This is a genomic window from Bradyrhizobium sp. 1200_D9_N1_1 (assembly GCF_052075915.1).
In the GTDB taxonomy this organism is placed as follows: Bacteria; Pseudomonadota; Alphaproteobacteria; order Rhizobiales; family Xanthobacteraceae; genus Bradyrhizobium; species Bradyrhizobium diazoefficiens.
In genome coordinates, this window is record NZ_CP197226.1 from 7649444 (window position 1) to 7671512 (window position 22069).

Annotated in this window: 23 protein-coding genes; 10 read left to right on the top strand and 13 right to left on the bottom strand. The window is 66.0% G+C overall.

All coding sequences use genetic code 11. The annotated features are described in order from the left end of the window. Positions 1–27: 27 nt before the first annotated feature. The 3 genes from AB5K84_RS36330 (at position 28) to AB5K84_RS36340 (ending at position 2125) form a co-directional block, all read left to right on the top strand. Positions 28–195 (top strand): hypothetical protein, encoded by a 168-nt coding sequence (locus tag AB5K84_RS36330; RefSeq protein ID WP_165448140.1) that lies wholly within the window; start codon positions 28–30, stop codon positions 193–195. Between the two features lie 221 nt (positions 196–416). Next, positions 417–1148, top strand: a complete 732-nt coding sequence (locus AB5K84_RS36335) for a 4'-phosphopantetheinyl transferase family protein (RefSeq protein ID WP_011085024.1) — start codon at positions 417–419, stop codon at positions 1146–1148. Next, the gene (locus tag AB5K84_RS36340) at positions 1145–2125 is read left to right on the top strand and encodes an LLM class flavin-dependent oxidoreductase (RefSeq protein ID WP_011085023.1); all 981 of its coding nucleotides are present in this window, start codon (positions 1145–1147) and stop codon (positions 2123–2125) included. Before AB5K84_RS36335 ends, AB5K84_RS36340 begins: the two co-directional genes overlap by 4 nt. Positions 2126–2224: 99 nt before the next feature. Here AB5K84_RS36340 and AB5K84_RS36345 read toward each other — a convergent pair whose 3' ends face one another. The 3 genes from AB5K84_RS36345 to AB5K84_RS36355 all read right to left on the bottom strand — a co-directional run bounded on the left by AB5K84_RS36345 (position 2225) and on the right by AB5K84_RS36355 (position 6343). Beyond that, positions 2225–3250: a histone deacetylase family protein gene (locus tag AB5K84_RS36345; RefSeq protein WP_011085022.1), complete on the bottom strand. Its 1026-nt coding sequence runs from the start codon at positions 3248–3250 to the stop codon at positions 2225–2227. A 125-nt stretch (positions 3251–3375) separates the two neighbouring features. Next, positions 3376–4314, bottom strand: a complete 939-nt coding sequence (locus tag AB5K84_RS36350) for an SMP-30/gluconolactonase/LRE family protein (protein ID WP_063921405.1) — start codon at positions 4312–4314, stop codon at positions 3376–3378. Beyond that, positions 4271–6343, bottom strand: a complete 2073-nt coding sequence (locus AB5K84_RS36355) for a PQQ-dependent sugar dehydrogenase (protein ID WP_441232729.1) — start codon at positions 6341–6343, stop codon at positions 4271–4273. Before AB5K84_RS36355 ends, AB5K84_RS36350 begins: the two co-directional genes overlap by 44 nt. Before the next feature lie 207 nt (positions 6344–6550). Here AB5K84_RS36355 and AB5K84_RS36360 point away from each other — a divergent pair, with 207 nt between their 5' ends. Both AB5K84_RS36360 and AB5K84_RS36365 read left to right on the top strand, forming a co-directional pair. After that, positions 6551–6784, top strand: coding sequence for a DUF6894 family protein (locus AB5K84_RS36360; protein WP_028175186.1), 234 nt, complete (start codon positions 6551–6553; stop codon positions 6782–6784). Between the two features lie 9 nt (positions 6785–6793). Next, the gene (locus AB5K84_RS36365; RefSeq protein ID WP_165448139.1) at positions 6794–6970 is read left to right on the top strand and encodes a hypothetical protein; all 177 of its coding nucleotides are present in this window, start codon (positions 6794–6796) and stop codon (positions 6968–6970) included. Positions 6971–7055: 85 nt separating this feature from the next. Here the strand turns inward: AB5K84_RS36365 and AB5K84_RS36370 are convergent, their stop codons facing one another. Then, positions 7056–7829: an enoyl-CoA hydratase-related protein gene (locus tag AB5K84_RS36370; RefSeq protein WP_011085018.1), complete on the bottom strand. Its 774-nt coding sequence runs from the start codon at positions 7827–7829 to the stop codon at positions 7056–7058. A gap of 143 nt (positions 7830–7972) precedes the next feature. Between AB5K84_RS36370 and AB5K84_RS36375 the strand changes: the two genes are divergently transcribed. Together AB5K84_RS36375 and AB5K84_RS36380 are read left to right on the top strand one after the other, a co-directional pair. Continuing rightward, positions 7973–9562: a gamma-glutamyltransferase family protein gene (locus tag AB5K84_RS36375; protein ID WP_038966515.1), complete on the top strand. Its 1590-nt coding sequence runs from the start codon at positions 7973–7975 to the stop codon at positions 9560–9562. A gap of 193 nt (positions 9563–9755) precedes the next feature. Further along, positions 9756–9986, top strand: a complete 231-nt coding sequence (locus tag AB5K84_RS36380; protein ID WP_162494060.1) for a hypothetical protein — start codon at positions 9756–9758, stop codon at positions 9984–9986. 51 nt (positions 9987–10037) lie between these two features. On the opposite strand, the gene AB5K84_RS36385 is transcribed toward AB5K84_RS36380, so the two are convergent. Genes AB5K84_RS36385 through AB5K84_RS36400 form a run of 4 tightly spaced genes read right to left on the bottom strand, consistent with a single transcriptional unit; the run spans position 10038 to position 13511 of the window. Then, complete coding sequence (locus tag AB5K84_RS36385) at positions 10038–11324, bottom strand: NAD(P)/FAD-dependent oxidoreductase (protein ID WP_011085015.1); 1287 nt, start codon at positions 11322–11324, stop codon at positions 10038–10040. A 12-nt stretch (positions 11325–11336) separates the two neighbouring features. Beyond that, the gene (locus tag AB5K84_RS36390; RefSeq protein ID WP_011085014.1) at positions 11337–12068 is read right to left on the bottom strand and encodes an amino acid ABC transporter ATP-binding protein; all 732 of its coding nucleotides are present in this window, start codon (positions 12066–12068) and stop codon (positions 11337–11339) included. Further along, the gene (locus tag AB5K84_RS36395) at positions 12065–12718 is read right to left on the bottom strand and encodes an amino acid ABC transporter permease (protein WP_011085013.1); all 654 of its coding nucleotides are present in this window, start codon (positions 12716–12718) and stop codon (positions 12065–12067) included. Before AB5K84_RS36395 ends, AB5K84_RS36390 begins: the two co-directional genes overlap by 4 nt. A gap of 28 nt (positions 12719–12746) precedes the next feature. Further along, positions 12747–13511 carry an ABC transporter substrate-binding protein gene (locus tag AB5K84_RS36400; RefSeq protein ID WP_011085012.1) on the bottom strand — a complete coding sequence of 255 codons (765 nt, stop codon included), beginning with the start codon at positions 13509–13511 and terminating at the stop codon, positions 12747–12749. A gap of 181 nt (positions 13512–13692) precedes the next feature. Here AB5K84_RS36400 and AB5K84_RS36405 point away from each other — a divergent pair, with 181 nt between their 5' ends. After that, positions 13693–14352, top strand: coding sequence for a helix-turn-helix domain-containing protein (locus AB5K84_RS36405; protein ID WP_038966513.1), 660 nt, complete (start codon positions 13693–13695; stop codon positions 14350–14352). A gap of 97 nt (positions 14353–14449) precedes the next feature. On the opposite strand, the gene AB5K84_RS36410 is transcribed toward AB5K84_RS36405, so the two are convergent. Then, positions 14450–15715 (bottom strand): D-amino acid dehydrogenase, encoded by a 1266-nt coding sequence (locus AB5K84_RS36410; protein WP_011085010.1) that lies wholly within the window; start codon positions 15713–15715, stop codon positions 14450–14452. 70 nt (positions 15716–15785) lie between these two features. Further along, positions 15786–17114, bottom strand: a complete 1329-nt coding sequence (locus tag AB5K84_RS36415) for an aspartate aminotransferase family protein (RefSeq protein WP_039185890.1) — start codon at positions 17112–17114, stop codon at positions 15786–15788. A gap of 148 nt (positions 17115–17262) precedes the next feature. Between AB5K84_RS36415 and AB5K84_RS36420 the strand changes: the two genes are divergently transcribed. Continuing rightward, on the top strand, positions 17263–17811 hold the full coding sequence (locus AB5K84_RS36420) for a cupin domain-containing protein (RefSeq protein WP_011085008.1): 549 nt from the start codon (positions 17263–17265) through the stop codon (positions 17809–17811). A 187-nt stretch (positions 17812–17998) separates the two neighbouring features. Continuing rightward, entirely contained in the window at positions 17999–18151 is a 153-nt protein-coding gene (locus AB5K84_RS36425; RefSeq protein WP_165448138.1) for a hypothetical protein, read from the top strand. 68 nt (positions 18152–18219) lie between these two features. Here AB5K84_RS36425 and AB5K84_RS36430 read toward each other — a convergent pair whose 3' ends face one another. The 3 genes from AB5K84_RS36430 to AB5K84_RS36440 are packed head-to-tail and all read right to left on the bottom strand — an operon-like array spanning position 18220 to position 22023. After that, the gene (locus AB5K84_RS36430; RefSeq protein ID WP_011085007.1) at positions 18220–20481 is read right to left on the bottom strand and encodes a xanthine dehydrogenase family protein molybdopterin-binding subunit; all 2262 of its coding nucleotides are present in this window, start codon (positions 20479–20481) and stop codon (positions 18220–18222) included. After that, positions 20474–21529, bottom strand: coding sequence for an FAD binding domain-containing protein (locus AB5K84_RS36435; protein WP_011085006.1), 1056 nt, complete (start codon positions 21527–21529; stop codon positions 20474–20476). Before AB5K84_RS36435 ends, AB5K84_RS36430 begins: the two co-directional genes overlap by 8 nt. After that, positions 21526–22023, bottom strand: coding sequence for a (2Fe-2S)-binding protein (locus AB5K84_RS36440; protein WP_011085005.1), 498 nt, complete (start codon positions 22021–22023; stop codon positions 21526–21528). Before AB5K84_RS36440 ends, AB5K84_RS36435 begins: the two co-directional genes overlap by 4 nt. Positions 22024–22069 lie beyond the last annotated feature (46 nt).

A 22069-nucleotide genomic window follows, 5' to 3' on the forward strand; every position in this document is an offset into this window, starting at 1 on the left:
ACGATTATTTTGATCCGGGGGAGTGTTATGGGTTTCATCAAATTTACCAAGGGCACCTCGTTGAGCGACAAGGACCGCAAGGCCCTGCAAAAGCTGCTGACCGACGAGAAGAAGAAGCTCCAGTCCGCGCTGAAGGACGTCAACGCCAGCCTTTCCATGCTGGGCGGCTCGAAGAAGGCCAAGAAGAAAAAGTAAGACTCGTCGGCCGGGACGCCGCACGAATCTTTCGGAAAACGGGCCGCTCGCCTGCGAGTTGGGGTCTCGCACAAGCTTGAGCTCGTAAACCGGCCTGCAAATCGACAAGAATTCGCCCGGGTGGACCGATAACAACGCTCCGCTCAGTTGGTTCTTGCTCAATTGATTCTTCCGTCAGGACCGGGGGATTTGGCCTCCGCCTGACGCCATGGGCCTGATTGATGGCAGACGACAGAATTGAACTGTTTGTCGGACTGATCGAGACTATTGACGCGCCGGGCGCGGCCGATGCGTGCCGGCGCCTGCTCTCGGTCGACGAACGAGTCCGCGCCGACCGCTTCGTGTTCGAGCGGCATCGGCGGCAATATATTTTCGCGCATGCCATGCTGCGCCTGGCACTGTCGCGGGTCGCGCCCAACGTCGCTCCCTCCGACTGGTCTTTTGGGGCCGGCCGCTACGGGCGACCGTTTGTCGCTGCGCCCGCGACCTCGATCGCGCTGCATTTCAGCCTGTCGCATGCCGATGGCTGCGTCGCCTGCGTCGTGTCCGGGCATGAGGCCGTCGGCGTCGACGTCGAAACCGTGTCGCGGCGTGTCGCCCCGCTCTCCACCGCGAATCGTTTCTTTGCGCCGGAGGAGGTCGAAACGCTGCGCAGCCTGCCGGAGCCGGCGGCGATCGAGCGCTTCTTCGACTATTGGACGCTCAAGGAGGCCTATCTGAAGGCCAGGGGCTTTGGCCTCAATTTGCCGCTCGACGCCTTCGCGATGCAGGTGTCGCGCGAGGCCATCGAGATCAGCTTCAAACCCGACATCGCCGACGATCCGTCGGGATGGCGCTTCTCGCTGTGCTCGCCCTCCCCCTCGCATCGCCTCGCGATTGCCGACGGCTCCCGTGCGGACGGCGGCCTTCCCATCAGCCGCAACGCCTGGCCGCTCCAGGAAGCGGCTGAATGACGACCTCGCGGCTGCGCGTCTTCCCCGCGATCTCGCGCAACCGCGACCCCAGGACATATGTCGGCGAGCTGATGCGGGTGGCGCAGTTCGCCGACAGCAACGGCTTCGAAGGCATTCTGCTGTTCGAAGGCAACGACGTGTTCGTCGAGCCCTGGGCAATGGCCCAGCACATCATGGCAGGGACGACGCGATCTTCGCCGCTGATCGCCGTCAACCCCATCTACATGCACCCGTTCACGGCAGCCAAATTCGTCTCCTCCTTCGCGCAGTTCTACGGCCGCAAGGTCTATCTCAACATGATCACGGGCACCGCGGTCAGCGACTTGCAGGGCCTCGGCGACGACCATTCCCATGCGAACCGCTACGTCCGTCTTGGCGAATTCGTCGCGCTGATGCGCCAGTTGCTCTCAAGCCCGCGGCCGGTGAATGTCGCGGGCCGGTTCTACCGTGCGAGCAACCTGCAACTGCGCCCCCGCCTGCCCGCGGAGCTGATGCCGGAATTTCTGATCGCGGGCCAGTCCGAGGCGGCACAGCGCGTGGCGAAGGAGACCGGCTGCATCAAGATGCAGATGTTGCCGCCGGACCTCGATCGCGGGCTCGATGTATCAGGCATGAATTTCGGCATTTTCGCGCGCGAGAGCCGCGACGAGGCGCGGCAGGCGGCCAGGGCGCGCTTTCGCGACAATCCCGATGATCGCGAGCTGCTCGCGCTCACCGTGGAGAACAGCGACTCCGTGTGGAAGCGGCGGCTGTACGAGGGGCAAAGCGGCGAGCTCGCGGACAATGGCTATTGGCTGTTGCCGTTCCTGACCTTCCAGGCCGACTGCCCCTATCTCGTCGGCAGCTATGCCGAGATCGGCGCGAAGCTGAAGGATTTCGCGGCGAAGGGCCTGACCACGATCATGCTCGACATGGTCGCGGACGAGGCCGAGATGCAGCACGTCTGCAAGGCACTTGCGGCGAGCGGGATGTTCTGAGTTTTCCCCCTCTCCCCGCTTGCGGGGAGAGTCCCCCTCACCCGGAATTTGCTGTCGCAAATTCCGGCCTCTCCCCGCACGCGGGGAGAGGCGAAGATATCACCGCGCTTCTTCAAACCCTGCCAGCACCGAGGTCAGGTTCGCACCCAGGATCTCCGAGAGATAGCCGCCCTCCTGCACGAACACGGTCGGCAGGCCCATCCTGGCGATGGCCTGGCCGATACGGCGGAAACCCGGCGTGGTAACGGCAAGGCCCTTCAGTGGATCGTGCTCGGAGGCATCGAGGCCGAGCGCGATGACGAGGGCGCCGGGAGCAAAGGACTCGATCGCCTTGCGCGCGACATCCATCGCCTGGATGTAGCCGTCGTCGCCGGTGCCGATCGCCAGCGGGATGTTGAGATTGGTGCCGAGGCCCGGGCCTTCGCCGCGCTCGTGCGCATAGCCCCAGACATAAGGATAATATGCGACAGGATCGGCATGGATCGACACCGTGTACACGTCCGGCCGCGCATAAAAGATGCCTTGCGTGCCGTTGCCGTGGTGGACGTCGACGTCGAGGATCACGACGCGCTCGTGCTTGAGCCGCAGATGCGCGGCTGCAATCGCGCTGTTGTTGAGAAAGCAGAAGCCGCCGGCCATGTCGCGATAGGCGTGATGGCCGGGCGGACGGCAGAGCGCGTAGGTCGCGTCCTCGCCATCCATCACCATCTGCGCGGCGGTGACCGCAACATCCGTCGCAGCACAGGCCGCGGCCCAGGTGCCCGGGCCGATCGGCGCTGCGGTGTCGGCCGTGTGCCAGCCGAGCTTGCCGACGATGTGGGTCGGATAGGTCGCGGCATGCCGCACGGGATGGATGTTGCCGATCATCTCGGGGCCGGAATCGCCGAGCGCGGTCCAGGCGTCCCAGGCCTCGCTCAGAAACGACAGATATTCCGGACTGTGGATGCGCGCGCGGGGTCCCTGCCCGAATGTCGTCGGCTCGACCAGTTGATGCTTGCCGTCCTTCAACCCCTTGAGCAGGCGGTCGGCGCGCTCGGGCTGCTCGGTGGTGCGCTTGACGACACCGCGAACCAGGAAGAATTGCGGATCATGGCTGCGGTGCAGTTCGGTATGGACGGCTTTCACTCAAACACTCCGTGGTCGCTTTGACGGTGCCACAGATTCTTGATCGCTGCGGCGGCCAGATGCAAGCAAGAAGAATGCCGCCTCTGTCGCACCGCTCTGCGTCGCAAGCAGATCGCGCCTGATGCTCAGCAGCGCCCGCGCTGGAGGCAGTGCTCGCGGCCCGGCTGATCGGTACGGAAGGCTTCGACAAAGCCGCCCTGACGCTGCGTGACGAAGACGGTCTTGCCGTCGCTGCCGCCGAAGGCGAGGTTGGTCGGTTCCTTGCCCTTCAGCGCGATCTCGCGCTCGACCGCGCCAGTGGGTTTCATCAGCGCGATCGTGCCCTTGAGGATGCGCGCGACGTAGAGGCGACCGGCAACGTCGGTGCGCAGCCCGTCGACGGTGTCGGGCTGAAACGACTTCACCAGCTTTGCGCCGGTGAGTTCGTTGCCGCTGATCGTGTAGGACCATATCTGCCCGCTGCTGGATTCCCCGACATAGAGCGTCTTGCCATCCGGACTGAGATCGATGCCGTTGGTGGTGCCCATCGCGCGGGGCGCCGGCATCACCTGCCCCTGCACCGTTCCGTCAGCGGCTTTCGCGATGCGCCAGATGTGGCCCTCGCGACCCTTCCAGTTCGGATCGCTCGCATAGACCGTGCCGTCGCGCGCGACCGTGATGTCGTTGGGCTGGTTCATCTCGTCGGAGTGAAACCAGACTGCAGGTTCGGTGCTTCCCTTCGCAATGGTGAAGATGTTGTGCTTCTTGTAATCGGCAATGAACATCGCGCCGCTCCGATCGAAACGGATCGCGTTGCCGACGCTGCCTTCGGGGAGCGTCGTGAACAGCTCCGAAGCCGCAGCGCCCGCAGGCAGCTTGCCGATGGTGCCGGCCTTGCCGAGATTGACGACGAACAAATTGCCGTCGAGATCGGCGGCGGGTCCTTCGATGCCGAAAGTGTATTCGCTGGCGGGCGTGACCTGCACGCTGTCGAAAAGCTTGGTTTCGGCAGCAGCGGACGGCGCCGCGATGAGCAAGATGCTACTGCACAGGCACCAGAAATTCCTGCCGGATGTAATAGCCATCGTCGTCGGTGCACTCGCCATTCAGATAGGGATCGGCCGGCCGGAAGAATCGGCTGAAGCCGGGTTTGTCTACAGCGCTCCTTTGTGTCACGACAACGACCTTGGCAGCCGGTATTTCGCCGCATTCCTTGTTGGTTTTGCCAAAGAACCTGCGTTGCGGCGGACCGGCCTTGATCCGTATCCGCGTTCCCGGAACCATTCTGGCAACGAGCAGGTCAGCGGTATCGAGCAGGCGTGCGTAACCGGGCTCGGTCTTCGGCAGGCTTTCGCCGCCCGGCGGCATCAGCTTCTCGGCGCCGAGACCGCGAAGGCGCGTCCGCAGCCTGCCGGAATCGGGGTCGCCCGGATAGATCCAGCCGTCCTGCGACAGCATGAAGCGGAGCACCGTCGCATCCTTCTCCGCTTCCGACTGTCCTGCCTTCAGGCCGAAATCCGAATGGCAGCCGAGGCAATGCTTCTCGACGAGGCCCTTGCGCAGCGTGGTGAGGCGAACGCTGTTCTGCGCGTCCCTGGCGATGAAGGCCGCGAGCTGGTCGATCATCGCCTGGCTGCGCGTGTCGCAGGGCAGCGGCTGAGGCGCGTCGCCCGCGGCACGGTCGATGCGGATCACCGTCTGGTTCTTGTCCTCGACCAGCCAGATCGCGCCGTCCTCGGCGACCGTCATGCCGACCGGCGCGCCTTGCGGCCGCGCGCCGTTGACGCGGTGCCAGCCTGCAATCAGTTCCTCGAACGGCGCGGCAGCGACCTCGCCGGCGTCGGTCTGGAAGCTGTGGGTCGGATCAGCCGCGCAGCTGACATGGTAGCGCACCGGCGCCGGGCTCGGCCTGGGAAAACCGTGGTCGTCGACATCGTAGGCGAGCACACGGCTGCCGGTCGGGCGATAGCCATGCAGGCCGACCAGCAGCTTGCCCTCGAGCTCCGGGAATTTCGCGCCGTGATAATAGAGCATCGCGAGCGGGGCGCCGTGCGGCGGCAGCAGCGAGAACGGCGGCTTGTAGAGCGCATTGGGCGTGCAGAGCGACTTGTAGGTCCCGGATTGCAGCACGCTCCTGAACTCGGGGCTCGGCGTCGACAGGTCGTAGCAATAGGGCCAGCCATAGTGCCTGCCCTGCTCGATCGCGTTGATCTCCTCGTTGGGCTTGAAGATGTCGGGCAGGTCGCGGCCGTTCTCGCCTTGCAGGAAGGCATAGCCGGCATCGGGGAAATTCGGATGCAGCGCCAGCGCCATCGAGTTCCGCAGGCCACGCGCGTAGACGGTGTGCGGCGGGTCAGGGTCGTTCGGCCTCAATGCCGGGAAGACGCCGCCTGACGGCGGCGTAAACAGCCAGATCGCGGCCATCGCGGAGGCGCCCTCGGCCGCCGCACAGGGCTTTGTGATCGGCGCAGGCGTGATGCAGTCGTCGCTGTGCGAGCCGACATTGACGAACAGCCGGCCGTTCCTGTCAAAGACGAACTGCTTGAGCGGATGCGCACTCTCGTCGAGCCTGGTGCCGTCGGGCAGCGTGATCCGGCGGCCCGGCATGTGACGGATGATGGTCTCGACCGTACCGCGCGGATTGTCCGCGAGCGGATCGAACCGGAAGATCGCCTCCGCGGTCGAGGCGTAGAGCTTCCTGTCCGGGCCGATCACGAGGCCGAACGGATATTCGAGGCCGGTCAGCAGTTCCTTGAATCGCTGCCCCGGGGGCGCATGCGGATCGAGCAGCAGCAGCCGCCCATCGGTGTGGCCCCAGCCCCCCATGTCGGCGACCACGAACAGGTCGCGGCCGGGCACCTGGACGATCGAACGCGGAAACTTGAGGCGATCCTCCTCGCTGGCGACGAGGCCGGCGCAAAATCCCGCCTTCATATCGATCTGGAGTCTTGGAAAAGCGAGATCGCCGCTGCCGCAGCTTTCCGTGCCGATCGCATAGCCGCTTTTCCTGACCGACTCGGACGAGGCCGGGGCCAGGCCGAGCAGCACTGCGACGACGGCCGCCGCAAACAAGCGCAGGCTCGGGCGTTCACAGCGGAATGTGAAGTCGTTCACAGCGGCCTCCCGGACGTATCGTCCAGGGTTGTTCCATGCCGCCTGCGCTCCGTCCAGTTGCCGATCACCCGCCTGTGATTAAACCTGTAACGACCTTGGTGCCGACCAACCTCCGTAGATTCCCTTACCGGGCTCGACCCGAATATTTTTCGACCGTTTCCGATGGTATCGGTTTGCCGTCCCAATCGCTTTCTACAGGAGGCGTGTATGGTTCAGATGTATTTCCACTGCTCGAATACCGAAGGCACGCTGATCGATCGGTACGGCACGGCGGTAGCCAATCTGACCGAGGCACGTGACCGCGCCGCCCAGATCATGCGTTCGATGATCCTGACGCCCGGTGCGGAAGACTGGCGCGACTGGGTGATCCATGTCAGCGGCGACGACGGCGAGGAGATTTTCGACCTCCCCTTCACCGCCATGCTCGGCAAGCCGCATTGAGGTGATGCCATGCTGATCGCGTCCTTGAGCCTGCTCCGCCAGCCCTTGAACTTCGTCGCCACCAAATGGCTGACGCTGGTCAGGGTCGCCGGCGACCCCTACCGCCCCGAGCTGCACTACATGCGCGGCCCCGGCCCGAAATGGCGCGCCAAGTATCAGGCCAGCCGGCTGAACCGCGCGCTCTGAAGCTGTCGTCTCGCCGCTTGCGGCAAACCGGTTCTCCAAACTCGCTATGCCCGGGCAGGTCCCGGGCATTGACGTCTTGGGCTCCTCACCGCCCGGTGAACTTCGCCTTGCGCTTCTCGACGAAGGCATCGCGGCCCTCGATGGCGTCGGCGCTTTTCCGGATCATGGCCTGAAGCTCGATCTCGCGGCGGAACTGGGCCTCATAGGTCGCGTGCTCGCTCTCCTCGACCAGCGCGCGGGTTGCGACCAAAGCGCGCGTCGGGCCCTCCGCGAGACGGCGCGCCAGCACCAGCGCCTCTCCCATCAGCTTCTCGTCGTCGACGACCTGCCGCACCAGGCCGATCTCCTGGGCGCGTTCCGCCGTCAGCGGCTCGTTGAGCAGCATCAGCTCGAGCGCCCGCTGCCGGCCGACCAGGCGCGGCAGCAGCCAGGTCGAGCCGAGATCGGGCACCAGCGCAATGCGGCTGAACACCTGGATGAAGCTCGCCGACCGCGCCGCGACGATGATGTCGCCGGCCATCGCGAGGCTGAAGCCGCCGCCGGCCGCCACCCCGTTGACGGCGACGACGACGGGCACGCGGCATTCGCGGAGCGCCTTGAAGGCCGGCCAGTAGAAGCGCATCACGCCGGCGGCGATGTCCTCGCCGAGCGCCTCGGAGGCCTTCAAATTCTGTCCCGAGCAGAAGCCGCGCCCGGCGCCGGTGAGGATCAGCGCGCGAACACCCTCGTCCTGTGTCATGCCGCCGACGGCGGCAGCCAGCGCGCCGAGCAGGTCCGGCGTCATCGCGTTCAGGCTCGCCGGCTCGTCCAGCGTCAGGATTCCGACCGCGCCATCCCGCGCCTGTTTCACACCAGCCATGCCGCTTCTCCCTTTGGATGTTCTCGTTGGCTGCAATGTGCCATTGTCCGCGCGCTTCGCCAAATGCGGAGCTTTTCAAGTCGGCACCACCAAGCCAAGTCCACCGAAGCCAAGACCAGCGAAGACAGACACAAGACCGCATCATGCCTCATCAGTTCAGCCTCGCCCAAACCGTCCGCAAGCCTGCCGTCAAGACCAAGGGCGGTATCGTCGCCGCGCAATCGCGCCGGGCTGCCGAAGTGGGCGCGCAAGTGCTGGCCGCGGGCGGCGATTGCGTCGACGCGATCGTCGCGACCACCATGGCGCTGAACGTGCTGGAGCCCTGGAACAGCGGCATCGGCGGTGGCGGCGCGATGGTGCTCTACCGCGCCAGGGAAAATCGCACCGAGGTGATCGACTACGGCATGTGCGCCCCGCAGAGCCTGCGCGTCGCGGACTATCCGCTCAGCGGCGAAGGCGCAGCGTCCGATCTCTTTCCCTGGCCGCGGGTGAAGGACGATCGCAACATTCACGGCCCCGGCGCGATCGCCGTGCCCGGCGTCGTCGCCGGCATGGAGGAAGCGCATCGCCGCCACGCCAAACTGCCGTGGAAGGACCTGGTCGCGCCGGCCGCCGCGCTCGCCGGCGAAGGCCTGCTGGCCGATTGGTGGACCACACTGACGATCGCAAGCTCGGCGGCTGACCTCCGGCGCTATCCCGCGAGCGCGGCGGCGTTCCTGAAGGACGGCCTGCCGCCGACCGCGCCATGGGGCATCAAGTCCGAGACGCGGCTGTCGCAGGACAAGCTGAAGGCAACGCTGTCGCACCTCGCCGAAGCCGGACCGCGTGATTTCTACCAGGGCGATCTCGCCAAAAGCATCGCATCCGACATCAAGGCCGACGGCGGCTCGCTGTCGGTCGAGGACCTCGCCGCATTCCGCGCCCATCTGCGCGAGCCGCTGGCGATCCCCTATCGCGGCGGCAAGGTGTTTGCGACGCCGGAGCTCACCGCCGGACCGACGCTGGCGCACGCGCTGCGCCTGTTGCAGCAAAATCTGAAACCGGCAGGTGCACCCGATGCCGCCACCTACGCCGAATATGCGCTCGCCCTGCAAGCTGCCTATCGCGAACGGCTCAAGGACATGGGCGATGCCGACGGCAAGCGCTCGCTCGGCGCCGAATATCTGGCACCAGCCTGCACCACGCATTTCTCCGTCGTCGACCGCCACGGCAATGTCGCCGCGGTGACGCAGACACTGCTTTCGTCCTTCGGCTCGAAATACGTGACGCCGCACACCGGCATCGCCATGAACAACGGCATCATGTGGTTCGATCCGACGCCCGGCACCACCAACTCGCTCGCTCCGGGCAAGCGCTGCCTCACCAACTACACGCCCGTCATCGCCGAGACCAGGGACGGCAAGCGTCTCGCCATCGGCGCCTCCGGCGGCCGCCGCATCCTGCCCGCGGTGATGCAACTCGCATCCTTCGCAATGGATTTCGGCATGGACCTCGACGCGGCGATCCACCAGCCGCGCATCGACGCCAGCGAGGGCGCGGTCGTGATCGGCGATGTCAGACTGCCGGCAGACACACGCAAGGCGCTGGCCGCACGCTTCGACTATGAAGAGAGCCGGGTGCAGGCGCTGCCGCAGAAATTCGCCTGCCCGAGCGTGGTGATGCGCGAGGGCGAGGTCAATTTCGGCGCGGTCGAGATCTTCCAGCCATGGGCCGATGCGGTGGCGGAGGCCTGAGTCCGTTTACGAGAGAGCGTGCCAGCGGTGAACCGCGGGCACGTCGCAAGCGCGGATGTGCCAGCACGCGTTGAGCCGATGCGCGATCGCGCATCTCCGCGAGCGTCACGACTCCTCCACATTTGCAGGGAACTTAGCTGCGCACAGTCCGTTCATTGATCGGACAAGTGCGCTCGCCCCACTGGAGAACATGATGAAGAAACTTGCGCTCGCCGCGTCGCTGATCATTGCGGCGGGTTTCACACTGACCAACCCTGCGTTTGCAAAGGGTGGTCATGGTCACGGCCACGGTTACGGCCACGGTTACGGCCACGCGATGGGCCATCATTACGATGGCACGCCGCCCGGATGGTCGCATGGACGCAAGGTCGGCTGGCGCGGTCACGGGTGCCCGCCCGGACTGTGGAAGCAGGGCCGCTGCTGACGCGATCTGCAATTCCTGCAAGGCGCCGCCCCTGACAAGGCGGCGCCTTCTTCATATGCCGAGCCGGTCCCGCACGCGCCCTGTGATGACCGCGGTCGTCACCCCCACCGGCCAGAACGCGTGCATCGGGATCGGCTTGATGCCGGTGACGGGCATGTCGATCTCGGCCTTGGCGCCGCCGATCAGGCGGCGGGCGAGCTGCGCGCCCATCGCGGTCGAGAGCGCGACGCCGCGGCCGTTACAGCCGAGCGAGATCAGGATACTTTCGGCGGGCTCGTGCACATGCGGATAGTGGTCCTTGGTGATCGCGAGCCGGCTATTCCAGCCATGGGTCCAGGCGACGCCCTTCAGCTGCGGCCATAGCCGCTCGGCATAGCGGATGAGATAGGCGACATCCGACGGCGAGCTGATCCAGCGCATCGGGCCGCGGCCGCCCATCAGGAGGCGGTTGTGCTGGTCGATGCGGTAGTAGACCGTGATGTGGCCGCTCTCGTAGAGCACGGGACGCGTCGGCATGATCGAGCGGGCGACCTCCTCGGAGAGCGGCGCGGAGGCGACGATCGAGGAAAACACCGGCACGATGGTGCGGCGAAGCGCCGGCCAGAGATCATCGGTGAAGCCATTGGTGGCGAGCAGCACCTTTTCTGCACGAACCACCGCGCGCGGCGTCTCGATGCGCCAATGCGCGCCGTCGCGGCGCAGCGACAGCGCCGGCGTCTCGCCATGCACCTTCGCGCCCGCCGAGATCGCGGCGCGCGCGAGACCGCGGGCATAGCTGAGGGGATGCAGGTCGCCGCCACGCGCGTCCAGCATGGCGCCGATATAACGGTCGGTGCCGGTCATCTCGCGCAGCTGCTCGCGGTTCAGATATGTCACCGGCATGCCGCGGCGGATGCATTGCTGCGCCGTCTTCTCGATCGCAGCGGCACTGGCCTCGTTATAGGCCGCACGCAGCGTTCCGTTTTGCCGCGCCTCGCACGGGATCTGGTAGCGACGGATCAGCTCGTGCGTAAAATTCGGCGTGCCGTACGAGAACTCGATCATGCGGCGGCCAAGTTCAGTGCCGAAATCGGCCTCGATCTGGTCGGGATCGTGCTTCAGGCCGGGATTGGTGTGGCCGCCATTGTTGCCGGACGCGCCCCAGCCCGGCTCCTGCGCCTCCAGCACCAAGGCCTCGACGCCCTGCTCCGCCAGATGCAGCGCGGTGGACAGGCCGGTGTAGCCGCCGCCGATAATCGCGACGGAGACGGTCTTGTCGGCGTCGAGCGGCGGCGTGGCGACCGGCGCAACGGCGGTGTCAGCATAAATCGAGGGCGGCAGAGGCAGGCGCGCAGTCATGGCGAAGACCGATCAGAGCGGATGCAGCACCCGGCGCAGGAAATCCTGCGTGCGCGGGTGCTGGGGTTGGTTGAGCACCGATTTGGCCGGCCCCTGCTCGACGATGACGCCGCCGTCGATGAACAGCACGCGATCGGCGACGTCGCGGGCGAAGCCCATCTCGTGGGTGACGACGACCATGGTCATGCCGTCGTCGGCGAGCTTGCGCATCACGCCGAGAACGTCGCCGACGAGTTCGGGATCGAGCGCCGAGGTCGGCTCGTCGAACAGGATCGCCTTGGGCTGCATCGCGAGCGCGCGCGCGATCGCGACGCGCTGCTGCTGGCCGCCGGAAAGCTGCGGCGGGTGCGCGTCGGCCTTTTCGGCGAGGCCCACCTGGGCGAGCAGCGCGCGGCCGCGCTCGAGCACTTGCGCACGCGCCTCCTTCTTCACGTAGAGCGGGCCCTCGACCACGTTCTCCAGCACCGTGCGATGCGGAAACAGGTTGAAGCGCTGGAACACCATCGAGACCTGGGTGCGGACGTTCACGATCGACGGCGCATCGCGGTCGACCTTCAATCCTTCGACATTGATCTCGCCGCGATCGTAGCTTTCCAGCCCATTGATACAGCGCAGGATGGTCGACTTGCCGGAGCCGGACGGGCCGACGATGCAGACCACCTCGCCCTTCTCGACCTTCGCCGTGATGCCCTTGAGCACCTCGACCTTGCCGAAACTCTTGTGAACGTCGGTGAGCTCGATCATTTCTTGCCCGCCCGCTTTTCGAAGTGACGGACCAGCAGGATCAGCGGAATGCTCATGGTCAGGTACATCAGCGCCACCAGCGTGAACACGCTGGTGTTCTTGAAGGTCGAGGACGCGATCAGCTTGCCCTGCAGCGCAAGCTCGGCGACCGTGATGGTCGAGGCCTGCGACGAATCCTTCAGCATCATGATCATGACGTTGCCGTAGGGAGGTAGCACGATGCGCACCGCCTGCGGCAGCACCACGCGGCGCATGGTGAGCCACCAGCCCATGCCGATCGACTGCGCCGCCTCGATCTGGCCCTTGTCGATCGCCTCGATGCCGGCGCGGAAGTTTTCCGCCTGGTAGGCCGAATAGGCGATGCCGAGCCCGAGGATGGCGGCCTGCAAGGCCGACAGCGTGACACCGAGATCGGGCATCACGAAGTAGAGGTAGAACAGGAGCACGATGATCGGGATGCCGCGGATCACGTTGATCAGGCTGGCGCTGAGCATCGACAGGACCTTGATGCCGGAGACCCGCATCATCGCCCAGATCAGGCCGAGCACCGTCGAGAGCAGCAGCGAGCCGATGGTGACGACGATCGTCAGCGCGACGCCGCTCATCAGGATCGGGAAGAACTCGGCAGCGTCGTGCCAAAAGCCTTTCATCGGGCAGCCTTCGATCAGCCTCTAACCATCAGCCCTGGGCTTTCTGGCCCCATTTTTCGAGGATCTTGTCGATGGTGCCGTTGGCCTTGAGCTTGGCCAGCGAGGCGTTGATCTTGCCGAGCAGCGCGCTGTCGCCCTTGCGCACGCCGATGCCGACCGAGCCGACCGTGACCGGCTTGTAGCTGTCGACGAGCCGCACCTCGGGGAAGCCGCCCTGCTTCAGGTTGTAGGCGAGGATCGGATAGTCGGCGTAGCCGGCCTTGAGACGGCCGGTGTTCACGTCGCGCAGGATGTCGGGAATGGTGTCGTAGGCCTTGACGTCGGCGAACAGGCCGGACTTCTTCAACGCGTCGACGAAGGCGGTGCCGACCTGGGCGCCGACCGTCTCGCCCTTCAGGTCGTCCTGCGTGGCGTAGGCCTTGGTGTCGTTCTTCGGCACCACCAGACCTTCGCCATAAGTGTAGATCGGGTCGGAGAAGTCGACGACCTCCTTGCGCGGCGCCGTGATGAACATCGCGGCCGCAATGATGTCGATCTTGCTCGAGGTCAGCGACGGGATCAGCGCGGAGAACGACATCGGCTCGATCTGCACGTTGAGGCCGGCGTCCTTGCCGATCTCGGTGATGAGATCGACCATGATGCCCTGGATGGTATTGGTCTTGGTGTCGAGGAAGGTGAAGGGAATGCCCGTCGGCGTCGAGCCGACCTTCAGCACCTGCTGCGCGGAGGCCGGCACGACTCCGGCAATCGCGAGCGCCGCGACTGCGGCCTGGACAAAACGCTTCAACGCCATCGCATCCCCCTTTGGGTCCGGCCGCTAGCGGCGCTCGCAGATGTCTTGATCGCAGACGTTGCGGGCCAAGCCGTTTCGGCCTATTTTCACCAATATGAAAATTTGGTCACACTTTCGCAGGTGATGCAAGTGGTTTTCATGCACATGAAGGAAGCGGCTTGACGTGAGCGGTGGCAAAAGAATGCGCAAACCGGCCGCCGCAAAGCCGGCCAGGAAGCTGAAGGCCAAGACGGTGCCGGCCAAGGCGATGACCAAGCCGGCCGAGCCCGCGATGGACGTCGCGGTCGGCCGCCGCATCCGCGATATCAGGCGCGTCAGGCAATTCTCGCTGGAAACGGTCGCCGCGCGCACCGGCCTGTCGATCGGCTTCCTCAGCCAGATCGAGCGCGGCCTGTCGTCGCCGTCGCTGCGCGCGCTGGCAACGCTCTCCGACGTGCTCGGCGTCGGCATGGCGGCTTTGTTCGGTTCGAACCCAAGTGCCGACGGTGCCTCCGACCAGGTGGTGACGCGCGGGCTTCAGCGGCCGGAACTGAAACTCTGGCGCAGCGGAATTTCGAAGCAATTGCTGAGCGCCGCGGGCAGCGACAACCGGCTCAACCTGTTCCTGGTGCACATCGATCCCGGCGGCTCCGCGGGCGACGAGCTCTACACCCACGACGGCGAGGAAGCCGGCCTCGTGCTTGATGGCGAGATGATGCTGACGGTGGACAGCGAGACGTGGTCGCTGAAGACGGGCGACAGCTTTCGCTTCGCCAGCCGCCGGCCGCACCGGTTTTCCAATCCGGCGCAGGATGCCAAGGCCGTGGTGCTGTGGGTGAATTGCGTGACGGGGGCGGGGTAGTCAATTGCCGTCATTCCGGGGCGCCTCGAAGAGGCGAACCCGGAATCTCGAGATTCCGGATTCGATGCTTCGCATCGACCCGGAATGACAGCGTCAATCACCCGAACCGGTGCGCGTACCGATCCACCGTCAGCGCGCTGACGTCGACCTCCGGCTTCTTGCCTGACAGCATGTCCGCGAGCACCCGTCCCGAACCGCAGGACATGGTCCAGCCGAGCGTGCCGTGTCCGGTGTTGAGGTGGAGATTGGCGTATTGCGTCGGGCCGATCACGGGCGGGCCGTCCGGCGTCATCGGACGCAGGCCGCTCCAGAACGTCGCCTTGGACAGATCGCCGCCGCGCGGGAACAGATCAGTCAAGGAGTGATCCAGCGTGGCGCGGCGGGCGTCATAGAGCTTGCTCGAGAAGCCCGAGATTTCGGCAGTGCCGCCGACGCGGATGCGATTGCCGAGGCGCGTGATCGCGACCTTGTAGCTCTCGTCCATCACGGTCGATTCCGGCGCGCCCGAGGCATCCTTGATCGGCACCGTGATCGAATATCCCTTCACCGGATAGACCGGCAGCGAAATGCCGAGCGGCGCAACCAGCCGCGACGACCAGCTTCCGAGCGCCAGGACGTAGGCGTCGGCCTGCAACACGCCGGCGCTGGTCACGACGCCACTGACGCGTGCGCCGTCGGTGACGATGCGGTCGATGCCGGTATTGAACATGAAGCGCACGCCGAGCGCCTGGGCATGCTTGGCCAGCGCCTGCGTGAACATGTGGCAGTCGCCGGTCTCGTCCTGCGGCAGGCGAAGTCCGCCGGCGAACTTCTCCTTCACGCCGGCGAGCGCCGGCTCGACCGCGATGCAGCCTTCGCGGCCCAGCACCTCGAAGGGCACGCCATATTGCTTGAGCACGGCGATGTCTTCGCCGGTGCCGTCGAGCTGCGCCTGGTGGCGGAACAGCTGGAGCGTGCCCTGCGAGCGCTCGTCATATTGAATGCCGATGTCGCGGCGCAGGTCGCGCAGGCAGTCGCGGCTGTATTCCGCGATCGGGATCATCCGGCTCTTGTTGACCGCGTAGCGCGCGCTGGTGCAGTTGCGCAGCATCTTGAGCAGCCAGACCCACATCACCGGATCGAGCTTCGGCCGGATCACCAGCGGGCCGTGCTTCATCAAGAGCCACTTGACCGCCTTCACCGGCACGCCGGGCCCAGCCCAAGGCGAGGAATAGCCGGGCGACACCTCGCCGGCATTGGCGAAAGAGGTCTCCAGTGCCGGCTCCGGTTGACGGTCGACGACCGTCACGTCATGGCCAGCACCCGCAAGGTAGTAGGCAGAGGTGACACCGATGACACCGCTGCCGAGGATCAGAACTTTCACGCTTCGTCAAACTCCCGCGGCATCACGCTCGCCGCTGCAAGAAGAACTTTCGCAACGGCGAGAGCAATTATCAGGCCACCTTCTTGATGGCGTCGCCGAGGATCGAGACCATCTGGTCGATATGGCTCTTCTCGACGATGAGCGGAGGCGACATCGCGAAGCTATCGCCGCTCATGCGCAAATAGAGGCCGGTGTTGAAGCAGTCGACCATCACGTCGTAACCGCGCGCACCGACCACGCCGGCGCGCGGCGCCAGCTCGACCGCGCCCATCAGGCCGCAATTGCGGATGTCGACGACGTTCGGCAGGCCCTTCAGCGAATGCAGCGCATCGCGCCAGTATTCGGCGATCGACGCACCGCGCGTGAGCAGGCCTTCGTCCTTGTAGATGTCGAGCGTCGCGATGCCGGCGGCGCAGGCCGTCGGATGCGCCGAATAGGTGTAGCCGTGGAACAGCTCCATCTGGTTCTCGGGGCCGACCATCATCCCGTCGTGCACCTTGCGGCTCGCGAACACCGCGCCGCAGGGAATGGTGCCGTTGGTGATGCCCTTGGCCGTCGTCATCAGGTCCGGCGTGACGCCGAAGAAGTTGGCGGCGAACGGCGTGCCGAGGCGGCCGAAGCCGGTGATGACCTCGTCGAAGATCAGCAGGATGCCGTGCTTGTCGCAGATCTCGCGCAGGCGCTGCAGATAGCCCTTCGGCGGCGGCAGCACCGCGGTCGAACCCGGCACCGGCTCGACGATGACGGCGGCGATCGTCTCGGCGCCGTGCAGGCCAACCAGGCGCTCGAGATCGTCGGCGAGCTCGGCACCATGCTCCGGCTGATCCTTGGCGAAGGCGTTGCGGCTGAGATCGTGGGTGTGGCGGATATGGTCGACGCCCGGCAGCAGGGTCGCGAAGGCGCGGCGGTTGGCGACCATGCCGCCGACCGACGTGCCGCCGAAGCCGACGCCGTGATAACCACGCTCACGGCCGATCAGGCGGGTGCGGCTCGACTGGCCGGTGGCGCGATGATAGGCGAGCGCGATCTTGAGCGCGGTGTCCACCGACTCGGAGCCGGAATTGGTGAAGAAGATCCGGTCGAGGCCCTTCGGCGCGATCTCGGCGAGCCGCTCGGCGAAATCGAACGCCAGCGGATGGCCCATCTGGAACGTGGGCGCGAAGTCCAGCGTCATCAGCTGCCGCTCGACGGCGGCGGCGATCTGCTTGCGGCCGTGGCCGGCATTGACGCACCAGAGGCCAGCGGAGCCGTCGATCACCTTGCGGCCGTCGACGGTGGTGTAGTGCATGCCCTCGGCCGAGGAGAACAGGCGCGGCGCCTTCTTGAACTGCCGGTTGGCCGTGAACGGCATCCAGAACGAGTCGGTCTTGATAGTGTTCGGAATCTGATGAAGGGTCACGGCCGCGCTCCTTTGCTGACGGGATAGCAGAGGCACGGCTTCCAAGGCGCAACAAGTCCTTTTCTGGTAACCTGCAAGCCATTGATTTCACTGGGGCCGCTGGTCCATATTTGCGCGATCCGCAACACCTGCAACAGGGACCAGGGGCATGAGCGTCGACATCGGTGGACGGCTGCGATTCATCCGGGCGCGCCAGAAGCTGTCGCAGCGCGAGCTTGCCAAGCGCGCCGGCGTCACCAATTCGACGATTTCGCTGATCGAATCCAACCAGATGAACCCGTCGGTCGGCGCGCTCAAGCGCATCCTCGACGGCATCCCGATGGGGCTCGCCGAGTTCTTCGCACTGGAGCCGGAGAGCCGGCGCAAGATCTTCTATCGCGCCGAAGAGCTGACCGAGGTCGGCAAGAAGCCGATCTCGTATCGGCAAGTCGGCGACAATCTGTTCGGCCGCAGCCTGCAGATTCTGAAGGAGCGCTACGAGCCCGGCAGCGACACCGGACGCGTGCATCTCGTCCATGACGGCGAGGAAGGCGGCATCGTGATTTCAGGCAAGCTCGAAGTCACCGTCGAGGACGAGCGCCGCATCCTCAATCCCGGCGATGCCTATTATTTCGAGAGCCGCCGCCCGCATCGCTTCCGCTGCGTCGGCGGCAAGCCGTGCGAAGTGATCTCGGCGTGTACGCCGCCGACGTTTTGACGCCGATCAAATTCCTCCGGGATCTTACGGAGCCACCGGTTTCCTACGGAGCTTGAGCCATCTCAATTTCCGCGAGCCGAACCTCTATATATTACGAACCGTAGCCGAGCAGCCTGGCGCAGAGGTGCTGAGGTTATGGCCCCGGACTCCTAGGCACTCCGGGGCCGCTTCGTAACAGGGCTCGCCGATGAAGATCACGCTCGCCAATGCAGAAGCCGCGCTCGACGAAGTTCGGCGCGATGCCGACAAGCTCCACTCGCGCGAGCTGCGCGAGGCCATCGCCGCATACATCGAGACGCAGAGAGAGGCGATCAAGGCCCTCCGGCGGAAGATGAACTGACGCTTCGACGCGGGGCGAGAGCCGCGCGGCGATTCTCCGCCCGGCTCTCGTTGACATCGCCGCAGCGCTCAAGACTGCGTCAGCAATTCCTCGATCCGGATCGGGAAGCGGCGCACGCGCACCCCGGTCGCGTGCCAGACGGCGTTGGCGACCGCGCCCGCACTGCCGGTGATGCCGATCTCGCCGACGCCCTTGATCCCGAGCGCATTCACATGCGGGTCGTGCTCCTCGACAGTAATGACGTCGAGCGGCGGCACGTCGGCATTCACGGGGATGTGGTACTCGCCGAGATTGGCATTCATGATCCGGCCGCTGCGGCGGTCGGTGATGGCCTCCTCGTGCAGCGCGAAGGACATCCCCCAGATCATGCCGCCGAACAGCTGGCTCTTCACGAGATGCGGATTGACGATGCGCCCCGCCGCGAAGGCGCCGACCATGCGCGTGACGCGGACCTGGCCGAGCTCGGGATCGACCTTCACCTCCGCGAACACCGCGCCATGGGCGTGCATGGCATACTCCTCCATCGCCGCAGGATTTGGCGCGCCGGTGCCACGCGCCTCGACCTCCGCGACACCGGCACGCGCGAGGATCTCGGCATAGCTCTCGCCGCGACTCTCGTCGTCACGCCGGAACAGCTTTCCGTCGCGCGCGACCACGCCGGCATTGCCGGCGCCGAACAGCGGCGAGCGCTCGTCGCCGGTGGCGAGAGCGGCGAGCTTAGCAATTACGGCCGCGCCGGCGCTGTGGATCGCAGCGCCCGCGGTCGCCGTGTGCGCCGAGCCGCCGGCGATGCCGGCGTCGGGTAGGTCGGACGTTCCGGCCTTGAACGTGACGCGATCGATATCGAGGCCGAGACCGTCGGCTGCGATCTGGGCGAGTGCCGTCCAGGCGCCCTGCCCCATGTCATGCGCGCCGATCTCCATTGCACCGGTGCCGTCGCGGCGGAGCGCGGCACGCGCTTCCGCCTGGAACATCAGCGCCGGGAAGGTCGCGGTGCCCATGCCCCAGCCGACCAGAAGACCGGCATCGTCGCGCATCTGCCGCGGCTGGAGCGAGCGCTTGGCCCAGCCGAAGCGCGCGGCGCCCTGCGCGTAGCAGGCACGCAGCGCCTTGGATGAGAACGGCTTTCCCGTGATCGGCTCGACCTCGGCGTAGTTCTTCAGACGGAAGGCGAGCGGATCGATGCCGCAGGCCCAGGCCATCTCGTCGATCGCACTCTCGAGCGCAATCGAACCGGTCGCCTCGCCCGGCGCGCGCATGAACAGCGGCGTACCGGTGTTGACGCGCACGGCATCGTGCGAGGTGCGGATCGCAGGCGCCGCATAGAGCGTGTGCGAGGCATCGGCGGCGGGCTCGTAGAAATCGTCGAACGTGCTCGACACGGTCCGCGCATGGTGATCGAGCGCGGTCAGGCGCCCCTCGCCGTCGGCGCCGATGCGCAGCCGCTGGCGGGTCGGTGCGCGATGGCCGACCGGGCCATACATCTGCTCACGGCGCAGCACGAGCTTCACCGGCCGGCCGACGAGCTTGGCAGCCATGATGCCGAGGGTCGGCGGGCCGGACATCAGCCCCTTGGAGCCGAAACCGCCACCGAGGAACGGACTGCGGATGTGGATCTTGTCAGGCGCAATGCCGAACAGCTCGGCGATGCGCCCGAGCGAGAGCATCAGGCCCTGGGTCGGCATGTCGACCGACAGATTGTCCCCGTCCCAGCTGGCCACGATCGCATGCGGCTCCATGGCATTGTGATATTGCGGCGGCGTCTCGTAGACCGCATCGATCTGCTTCTCGGCCGAGGCAAGGCCCGCCTCGACATCGCCGCGGTGGCTTTCCGTGGGATTGCCGACGCCGACGACGGGCGGCACGTAGCTCTCGCCGGCATCGAGGCCGACGAGCGCAGGCAGCGCCTCATAGCGCGGCGCCAGCAGCACCGCGCCTTCCGTTGCCGCTTCCAGCGTCTCGGCGATCACGACGGCGATCGGCTGGTTGGCGTAGCGGACCTCGTCGCTCTGCAGCACCTCCATCCGGAACACGAACGGGTTGGTCTTGATCTCGGGGTCGATCGCGAGTGGCGGCTTGTGGTCTGGTGTCATGACGTCGACGACGCCGGGATGGCGCTTGGCAGCAGAGACATCGAGCGAGACCACGCGGCCGCGCGCAATGCTCGAGACCGCCATCACCGCAAACAGCATCCCGGGCGGATGATTGTCGGCCGCATAAGTCGCCTGACCCTTGACCTTGAGGAGGCCGTCGCGCCGGGTCAGAGGCTGGCCGATGCTCGAGCCGTGGCGCAGATGGGCGGGAGCGCTGGTGAGATTGAGCTCAGGCATGGATGGCTCCGGAGGTCGAGGCAAAGGGAGAGGCCGGCAGCGCCGGCAGGCGCGCCGGCGTACCGGCGGCGGCGAGAGTCAACGCGCGCACGACGATGCGGCGGGCGAGCTCGATCTTGAAGGCGTTGTCGCCGGACGGCTTTGCGTCGGTGAGCGCACGCCAGGCGGCTTCCTGGAAGGCGTCGGCCGTGGGCGCGACACCCTTGAGCACGTCTTCCGCTGCGCGGGCACGCCAGGGCTTTGCGGCAACGCCGCCGAGCGCGAGCCGCGCCTCCCTGATCTTGCCGTTCTCGATCTGCAACGCAGCGGCGGCCGAGACGACGGCAAAGGCGTAAGATGTGCGCTCACGAACCTTGAGGTAGCGCGCATGCGCCGCAAAGCTGCGCGCCGCAGCCGGCAGGCGCACCGCGACAATCAGGTCGCCGGGTTCGAGCGCGGCCTCGCGCTGAGGCGTATCGCCGGGCAGGCGATGCAGTTCGTCCAGTGCGATCTCGCGACGGCCGCTCCTGCCCTCGATCTCGACGATGGCGTCAAGTGCGACCAGGGGCACGCAGAAGTCCGAGGGATGCGTGGCGATGCAGCTCTCGCTCCAGCCGAGCACGGCATGGGTGCGGTTCTCGCCGTCGCGGGCGTCGCAGCCACTGCCCGCCTCGCGCTTGTTGCAGCGGCTGGCGGTGTCGTAGAAATATGCGCAGCGCGTCCGTTGCAGCAGATTGCCGCCGACGGTCGCAGCGTTGCGCAGTTGCGCCGAAGCCCCGGAGAGTAGCGCTTCGGCGACGGCCGGATAGGCCTTTGCAAAATCCGGGTCATGCGCAAGATCGGCGTTGCTCACCAGCGCGCCGATACGCAGCGACCCGTCGGCGAGATGCTCGATTGCGTCGAGCCCTTCGAGATGCGTGACATCGACCAGGCGATCCGGACGACTCACGCCCCCCTTCATCAGATCGAGCAGATTGGTGCCGGCGGCGAGATAGGCAGCGCCCGGCTGGCCGGCGGCGGCAACGGCTTCAGTAACCGTGGCCGGCCTGACATAATCGAACGGCTTCATGCGGAGCGCCTCTGATTGGATTCGTCCATGCGTTCTTGCGCCTCGCGCACGGCATCGACGATGCCGGCATAGGCGCCGCAGCGGCAGAGATTGCCGCTCATGCATTCGCGGATGCGTTCGGGATCGTCGCCGGCCTGGGCCTCGCGCATCATGCCGATCGCGCTCATGATCTGGCCGGGCGTGCAAAAGCCGCACTGAAATCCGTCATGGGCAATGAAGGCGGCCTGCACGGGGTGAAGCTGGTCGCCGCGCGCGACGCCCTCGATAGTGAGGATGTCGGCGCCGTCATGGCTGACGGCGAGCGCGAGGCAGGAATTGATGCGTTTGCCGTCGACGAGAATGGTGCAGGCGCCGCACTGGCCGCGGTCGCATCCCTTCTTGGTTCCGGTCAGATGGAGGCGCTCACGCAGGAGATCGAGCAGCGTGACGCGCGGATCGTCGAGGACGAAGTCGCGCCGCGCACCGTTCACGGTGAGGCTGATGGAGTGGTTCATACAAGGCTCCGATCAGATATGGACATGAGTGATCGCGCGGCGCGCC

What these genes read in the sequence shown, in the direction of transcription:
- AB5K84_RS36330 (WP_165448140.1), top strand. Translation starts at nt 28, where the DNA reads ATGGGTTTCATCAAATTTACCAAGGGCACCTCGTTGAGCGACAAGGAC.
- AB5K84_RS36335 (WP_011085024.1), top strand. Translation starts at nt 417, where the DNA reads ATGGCAGACGACAGAATTGAACTGTTTGTCGGACTGATCGAGACTATT.
- AB5K84_RS36340 (WP_011085023.1), top strand. Translation starts at nt 1,145, where the DNA reads ATGACGACCTCGCGGCTGCGCGTCTTCCCCGCGATCTCGCGCAACCGC.
- AB5K84_RS36350 (WP_063921405.1), bottom strand. Translation starts at nt 4,314, where the DNA reads ATGGCTATTACATCCGGCAGGAATTTCTGGTGCCTGTGCAGTAGCATC.
- AB5K84_RS36360 (WP_028175186.1), top strand. Translation starts at nt 6,551, where the DNA reads ATGGTTCAGATGTATTTCCACTGCTCGAATACCGAAGGCACGCTGATC.
- AB5K84_RS36365 (WP_165448139.1), top strand. Translation starts at nt 6,794, where the DNA reads ATGCTGATCGCGTCCTTGAGCCTGCTCCGCCAGCCCTTGAACTTCGTC.
- AB5K84_RS36370 (WP_011085018.1), bottom strand. Translation starts at nt 7,829, where the DNA reads ATGGCTGGTGTGAAACAGGCGCGGGATGGCGCGGTCGGAATCCTGACG.
- AB5K84_RS36375 (WP_038966515.1), top strand. Translation starts at nt 7,973, where the DNA reads ATGCCTCATCAGTTCAGCCTCGCCCAAACCGTCCGCAAGCCTGCCGTC.
- AB5K84_RS36380 (WP_162494060.1), top strand. Translation starts at nt 9,756, where the DNA reads ATGAAGAAACTTGCGCTCGCCGCGTCGCTGATCATTGCGGCGGGTTTC.
- AB5K84_RS36385 (WP_011085015.1), bottom strand. Translation starts at nt 11,324, where the DNA reads ATGACTGCGCGCCTGCCTCTGCCGCCCTCGATTTATGCTGACACCGCC.
- AB5K84_RS36390 (WP_011085014.1), bottom strand. Translation starts at nt 12,068, where the DNA reads ATGATCGAGCTCACCGACGTTCACAAGAGTTTCGGCAAGGTCGAGGTG.
- AB5K84_RS36395 (WP_011085013.1), bottom strand. Translation starts at nt 12,718, where the DNA reads ATGAAAGGCTTTTGGCACGACGCTGCCGAGTTCTTCCCGATCCTGATG.
- AB5K84_RS36400 (WP_011085012.1), bottom strand. Translation starts at nt 13,511, where the DNA reads ATGGCGTTGAAGCGTTTTGTCCAGGCCGCAGTCGCGGCGCTCGCGATT.
- AB5K84_RS36405 (WP_038966513.1), top strand. Translation starts at nt 13,693, where the DNA reads ATGCGCAAACCGGCCGCCGCAAAGCCGGCCAGGAAGCTGAAGGCCAAG.
- AB5K84_RS36420 (WP_011085008.1), top strand. Translation starts at nt 17,263, where the DNA reads ATGAGCGTCGACATCGGTGGACGGCTGCGATTCATCCGGGCGCGCCAG.
- AB5K84_RS36425 (WP_165448138.1), top strand. Translation starts at nt 17,999, where the DNA reads ATGAAGATCACGCTCGCCAATGCAGAAGCCGCGCTCGACGAAGTTCGG.
- AB5K84_RS36430 (WP_011085007.1), bottom strand. Translation starts at nt 20,481, where the DNA reads ATGCCTGAGCTCAATCTCACCAGCGCTCCCGCCCATCTGCGCCACGGC.
- AB5K84_RS36435 (WP_011085006.1), bottom strand. Translation starts at nt 21,529, where the DNA reads ATGAAGCCGTTCGATTATGTCAGGCCGGCCACGGTTACTGAAGCCGTT.
- AB5K84_RS36440 (WP_011085005.1), bottom strand. Translation starts at nt 22,023, where the DNA reads ATGAACCACTCCATCAGCCTCACCGTGAACGGTGCGCGGCGCGACTTC.